Origin of the sequence: Acinetobacter lactucae, assembly GCF_013344765.1 — a bacterium.
Lineage (GTDB): Bacteria > Pseudomonadota > Gammaproteobacteria > Pseudomonadales > Moraxellaceae > Acinetobacter > Acinetobacter lactucae_A.
In genome coordinates, this window is the sequence record NZ_JABVBF010000018.1 from 24,645 (window position 1) to 30,702 (window position 6,058).

Sequence of the window (6,058 nt, forward strand, 5' to 3'; positions counted from 1 at the left end):
TCTGGCTAAAACGCAATTAACGGTGGGCTAAGGTATAAGTAAGGGCATCAAGATTAGCCTGAACTAAACCTGCAAGCAAATCAATATGAGCTTGATTGCTATTTAAAGCAGGAATATAAGCATAGCTCCCACCGCCCGCCTCTTGAAACAACTCAGCATTTTGAATGGCTAATTCTTCAAGTGTTTCCAAGCAGTCAGCAGAAAAAGCTGGGCTTAATACCTGAACAGATTTAACACCTTGTTTCGCCCAATCTTGTAAGAGTTGGTCTGTGTAAGGTTTAACCCACTCTTGCTTTCCAAAACGTGACTGGAAGCTAATCGCCCATTCATCATCTTTCAAATGTAAGGCTTCGGCCACCAGCCTTGCTGTGATGCGACAACGGTCTGCATACGGGTCGCCTTTGTCTGCATAAGGCTGTGGAATACCGTGAAATGACATCAACAGTTTTTCAGGTTTACCATGCTGCTCTTGATAAGCTAAAACACTTTCTGCCAATGCCTGAATAAACATGGGATGTTGATAATAGTCTTTAATAATGGTTAGACCTGGCAAATTTCGCTGAGTAGGAATCCATTTAGCAAACGCATCGTATAACGGCGCTGTAGAGGTGGCTGAATATTGAGGAAATAGCGGCAATAAAATGACATGCTCTTGCGGGTTAGATCCCAGTTTTTCTAAAACTGCATCAATACCCGGATTGCCATAGGTCATTGCTGGTATCACGGTTAAATCAAACTGATTATTTTCTCGTTGTAAATACGCCTGAATACGTTGAGTTTGCTCAAACACAATTTCACGCATGGGCGAATCTGTTGACCATACCGAAGCATAGGCATGTGCTACCCTTTTTGGGCGAAAAGGTAAAACAAACAGATTTAAAATAATCCACCAAATGAATTTCGGTATTTCAATCACGCGTGAATCAGATAAAAACTGCTTTAGAAAACGGCGAACTGCTGGAACAGTGGCCTCATCCGGTGTGCCTAAATTCGCTAAAATGACTGTGACTTTCGGTTTTTGTTCAAACGACATATGTTAATGCCTTTCAATTCATCTTATGTCACTAATGTAACAGCTTTTATTATCATATATAAATTGAATCGCTCTAAGCTTTTAATCGAGTACCCCGATGATTCCATTTATAGCTAAGTAATAACTTTTGAGCTTTAGCAGTGATTTTCCATAAGCTATAAGATTGTCCAGTTTGGGTGGGAACAATCCAGCCTTGCAGTTGCATTTGCTTTTTAATCCGAAACAATGCTTTATGATTAATCTGTGCGCAAGCAACAGCATGCGCGCGAGGTAACTCCTGACGAGCATCCTCTAAACCAGCCTGATTTAAATATTCATTCAAGCATGTCCCAAAATTCTCTTCTGGCATCGCTGTTTCAAACTGTTTTGCCAATATACTTAACAACTGGGACCAAGTCATTTGTCGTTGTCGTTTAAGCTCTTTAAAATTGCCATCCTGAAATGCTTGAATTTGATATTCAAATGCAAAAACATCTTGGGGAGCAACGTCATTTATTTGAGCTGATGACTCTGCTAATTGTTGTTCTAACTGTGAAATTTTACTTTTTAATAGCTTAATTTCATCCTCTAAGTGGTGAGCTTGATGAGCTGAAATCCAACCTTGTCCCATATGTTGCTCAACCATTAAAGGCATATTTAAACGGACAGCCAACTCTAATTCACGTGGAGTTTTAAAGTAAAAAATATGATTCGCATCCAATAATAACTTTTTTCTAAATGCGAGAAATTTATCTTTAAGCTGTGGATGTGTTTCTTGTAAATGTATTTCACGACTTTCAGGCTGTTCGTGCATAAACACAATAATAGGTTTAGCCTGACTTAACGCATATTCGTATTCTAAAGACAAATAACTCACACCAGAAATCGACTGTTCTCCATACTGGCTACCCAACAATAAAACGACGTAATCACATTCATTAATTTGCCGACGAGCAAGTGTAGTGGTTAGGGGGGTTCGATGTTCTAATCCCCAAGCAAAAAAACCCATACTGACTAAAGTTTGAGAGAGAACTATACGTTCAGGTTGCATCTCGCGACCTGACGTTGAAATAAAGATCTGATAGCGTGTATCGAGCATAACAAATACCCTTATCGCCCCATAATCTTAGATGGCCTAAATAAGCCAAGATTATGAACCGCCCCAAATAAAATAAAAATCTAAAAAAACACTATTTTCTAAATGATGCCAAAAGATCAGTTCAGATTATGAAGTGTCCAAGTTAACTCTTGTGGAATCATATGTTGTAAAACAGGTTGCAGTGCCTCAGCATTATTACCGCTGACATAACATTCAATACGTGCAACATTCTGACCTATTTGGTCACATAATAACGCATTTTTTATTAAAATACGGGCTGTTTGTCGGGCAACTGCTAATCCCGAATCGACCAATGTGAATTGGTTATCAAAAAGATGATGAATTGCTTCATTTAAGAAAGGATAATGCGTACAACCGAGCACTAAATAGTCTGCACCTTGCTCAGCGGCAGGTTGTAAAACTTGTTTTAATGCTTTTAAACATGTCTCACCCATTTGCTGACCAGCCTCGACACAAGGAACAAGTTCGAGGCTAGTTAAAGTCATTACTTTAACACCTGCCGGAACAGCAAACTTCTCGACCACATCTTTAATGAGTTGTCCACGAAAAGTAGCAGGCGTCGCCAACACAGCAACCACTTTAGAACGTGTCTGTAATACGGCAGGTTTTAATGCTGGAACCAATCCCACAATTGGAAAGTGTTCGCCATAGTGCTCACGCAAATGATCAAGGCTAAAAGCGGAAGCTGTATTGCAAGCTACGACTGCAATTTTACAGCCTTGACGATATAGCCAATCGACTGCTCGCGCCGTGAGTTCCCTGATTTCTTCATCAGAGCGTGGACCATACGGAACGTAGGCAGTATCGGCATAATACACAATACGTTCATTTGGTAAATATTTAGCAATTTCTACTGCAACTGACATCCCTCCAATTCCCGAATCAAAAATACCAATTGGCGCATCTGCTGATGCTTTAGGCATAGGTTCTAGCTCGGAAAGTAAAGGTTGTATGGCGGTCATAGCTGTACTGAAGTGTCAGAAAATTTCACTCCCTAAAGCTTAAACCTCAAGTGCCTAATTGCAAGAGCAAATTACCACTTTTTAGCTCTAAAATGGTTTCACCTTTATCGTTTTCAATCAGTGTTCCATAGTTCACCAAATGATAGAAAGCCTGACGCTGAATCAGTGCATTAATACCAAAACGGACATGCACATAAGGGCGTAACTCCCCTTCATATTCACGCATAAAAATCGGATGTTCTGCATCAACTAAAATCACATCTTGATTGGTGGTGGTCAGTTGTAAAAACTGCTCACCTGAAATTTCGACCTGATCTGCCTGATTGACTAATAAAGGTTCATCTTCAACTTCGATTTCAATTTGTTCTACAGGGGTTTTCAGGTAGAATTTACCCTCTTCTTTCCATAGGACTTTGGTAAACAGATCTAATAGAGCTTGGCGCTTGATTAATTGACCTTCGTGCCACCATTCTCCATTGGATTTCACCGTCAAATCCATTTTACCGCAATGCTTTGGATGCCACTGCTCTAAAGGTGGAATTGACCTTTTGTGACTTTGCTGTACACCTTTTAAGTATTGTGCAATGTTCATTAAGTTTTTATCATCAGATAACGGTATTTTTCCCATATCCGATGGTGAATTATTTTGATTTACCATAGTTTATGCCTTGCTGACGAAAAAATGTTACGACTCAGCCAATTGGCTAGATCATGGTTTAAAACTATACTAGCCCAAACGATAAAAGGCACAATAGCATATTTGCGCCTATGGATTAAAACACTCACGGCAGCACCGAATTTTCTGAATATGACGGTTGCCACCTTTAAGTATTGAGGAGTCCTACATGGAACACATCGAACGTGAATCGATGGAGTTTGACGTTGTCATCGTAGGTGCAGGACCTGCAGGTCTATCTGCTGCGATTAAGATCCGTCAATTAGCGATTGAAAAAAACTTACCCGATCTTTCTGTTTGTGTAGTTGAAAAAGGCTCTGAAGTAGGTGCGCATATCTTGTCTGGTGCTGTGCTTGAGCCACGTGCCATCAATGAACTTTTCCCGAACTGGAAAGAAGAAGGCGCCCCTCTTAATGTCCCTGTAACTGAAGACAAAACTTTCTTCTTACTTTCAGACACCACTTCTAAAGAAGTACCTCACTGGATGGTTCCTAAAACCATGCATAACGATGGTAACTATGTGATCTCTTTAGGTAACGTAGTTCGCTGGTTAGGGCAAAAAGCTGAAGAATTAGAAGTTTCTATCTTCCCTGGCTTTGCTGCATCTGAAGTGCTTTACCATGAAGACGGTACTGTAAAAGGTATTCAAACAGGTGACATGGGTGTGGGTAAAGATGGTGAACCAACGCATAACTTTACCCCAGGTTATGAGCTTCACGCTAAATACACCCTCTTTGCTGAAGGTTGCCGTGGTCACTTAGGTAAACGCCTAATTGCGAAATACAACCTTGATAAAGATGCCGATCCTCAACATTACGGTATCGGGATTAAAGAGCTTTGGGAAATTGACCCAGCAAAACACAAACCGGGCTTAGTCATGCACGGTGCAGGATGGCCTTTAGCTGAAACAGCTTCTTCCGGTGGTTGGTGGTTATACCACGCTGAAAACAACCAAGTGACTTTGGGTATGATCGTGGACTTGTCTTATGAAAATCCACACATGTATCCATTTATGGAAATGCAGCGCTGGAAAACTCACCCACTGATTAAACAGTATTTAGAAGGTGGTAAACGTATTTCTTACGGCGCACGTGCTGTAGTGAAAGGCGGTTTCAACTCTCTGCCTAAATTAACTTTCCCGGGCGGCTGCTTGATTGGTGATGATGCAGGTTTCTTAAACTTTGCAAAAATCAAAGGTTCACACACTGCCATGAAATCAGGCATGTTATGTGGTGAAGCTGTATTTGAAGCGATTGCTGCGGGTGTAGAAAAAGGCGGTGATCTTGCCATTGCACGTGTTACTGAAGGCGAAGATTTATTCGTTAAAGAATTGACTTCATACACTGACAAATTTAACAACAGCTGGCTAAAAGAAGAGCTTTATAACTCTCGCAACTTTGGACCAGCAATGCATAAATTTGGTCAATGGATGGGTGGTGCATTTAACTTTATTGATCAAAACGTCTTTAAAGTGCCATTCACTTTACATGATTTGAAGCAAGACTTTGCTGCACTAAAAACAGTTGATGCAACTAGCTTTAAACCAAACTATCCAAAACCGGATGGCAAGCTTACCTTTGACCGTTTGTCTTCTGTATTTATCTCAAACACTGTACATGAAGAAAACCAGCCAGCTCACTTGAAGCTTACTGATCCTTCAATTCCAGTGAATGTGAACTTACCGAAATGGGATGAGCCTGCACAGCGCTATTGCCCTGCTGGTGTTTATGAGATCATGGAAAATGATGATGGTTCTAAACGCTTCCAGATTAACGCAGCGAACTGTGTTCACTGTAAGACTTGTGATATTAAAGACCCATCTCAAAACATCACATGGGTAACGCCTGAAGGCGGTGGTGGTCCGAATTACCCTAATATGTAATTCCTTGCGGCACGGCAAAGCGTTGCTTTGCTAACCGTGTCTCATATCCAAATATATATAATAAAGCCTCGATTATTCGGGGCTTTTTATTAATATCCACTTATTGAAAAGGCGGTATTTTTGCCACATTTAAATTAAGATTCTTTTTATAAAAAATAAATGTGCCTAATAAAAACAGACCAAGAAAACCAAAGTTTCGCGCTAAATCGTAGTACCAAACCGATTTCCCAAACAATAAATCAATAATTAACAAAAGCCCCATAAATCCTGTATGTAAGATAAAACTCATCTTTATCTTTGGTTCAGGAGCAAAATATGCATTTCTGTAACCGAGTAGAATTGAACCTAAAATAATAAGACTAAATAAAATAATGGTCGCGATAGACTCAAGTAACCAATTCACTTC

General features: G+C 40.2%; 6 protein-coding genes. 1 reads left to right on the forward strand and 5 read right to left on the reverse strand.

Translation table 11 applies throughout. The features are described 5' to 3' along the window. Positions 1–16 precede the first annotated feature (16 nt). The 4 genes from hemH to HUN22_RS03800 form a co-directional block, all read right to left on the reverse strand. A complete protein-coding gene (gene hemH / locus HUN22_RS03785; protein ID WP_174726568.1) occupies positions 17–1,033 on the reverse strand; it encodes a ferrochelatase in 1,017 nt (338 codons plus the stop codon). Positions 1,034–1,106: 73 nt separating this feature from the next. Further along, complete coding sequence (locus HUN22_RS03790; RefSeq protein WP_174726569.1) at positions 1,107–2,111, reverse strand: DUF4062 domain-containing protein; 1,005 nt, start codon at positions 2,109–2,111, stop codon at positions 1,107–1,109. Positions 2,112–2,227: 116 nt separating this feature from the next. After that, the gene (murI, locus tag HUN22_RS03795; protein ID WP_174726570.1) at positions 2,228–3,094 is read right to left on the reverse strand and encodes a glutamate racemase; all 867 of its coding nucleotides are present in this window, start codon (positions 3,092–3,094) and stop codon (positions 2,228–2,230) included. Between the two features lie 46 nt (positions 3,095–3,140). Continuing rightward, entirely contained in the window at positions 3,141–3,752 is a 612-nt protein-coding gene (locus HUN22_RS03800) for a DUF1285 domain-containing protein (protein ID WP_174726571.1), read from the reverse strand. Between the two features lie 187 nt (positions 3,753–3,939). Between HUN22_RS03800 and HUN22_RS03805 the strand changes: the two genes are divergently transcribed. Further along, complete coding sequence (locus HUN22_RS03805) at positions 3,940–5,652, forward strand: electron transfer flavoprotein-ubiquinone oxidoreductase (RefSeq protein ID WP_032005116.1); 1,713 nt, start codon at positions 3,940–3,942, stop codon at positions 5,650–5,652. A 100-nt stretch (positions 5,653–5,752) separates the two neighbouring features. On the opposite strand, the gene HUN22_RS03810 is transcribed toward HUN22_RS03805, so the two are convergent. Further along, a partial coding sequence (locus HUN22_RS03810; protein ID WP_174726548.1) for a hypothetical protein occupies positions 5,753–6,058 on the reverse strand: 306 nt, incomplete at its 5' end.

What these genes read in the sequence shown, in the direction of transcription:
- murI (WP_174726570.1), bottom strand. Translation starts at nt 3,094, where the DNA reads ATGACCGCCATACAACCTTTACTTTCCGAGCTAGAACCTATGCCTAAA.
- HUN22_RS03805 (WP_032005116.1), top strand. Translation starts at nt 3,940, where the DNA reads ATGGAACACATCGAACGTGAATCGATGGAGTTTGACGTTGTCATCGTA.
- HUN22_RS03800 (WP_174726571.1), bottom strand. Translation starts at nt 3,752, where the DNA reads ATGGTAAATCAAAATAATTCACCATCGGATATGGGAAAAATACCGTTA.
- HUN22_RS03790 (WP_174726569.1), bottom strand. Translation starts at nt 2,111, where the DNA reads ATGCTCGATACACGCTATCAGATCTTTATTTCAACGTCAGGTCGCGAG.
- hemH (WP_174726568.1), bottom strand. Translation starts at nt 1,033, where the DNA reads ATGTCGTTTGAACAAAAACCGAAAGTCACAGTCATTTTAGCGAATTTA.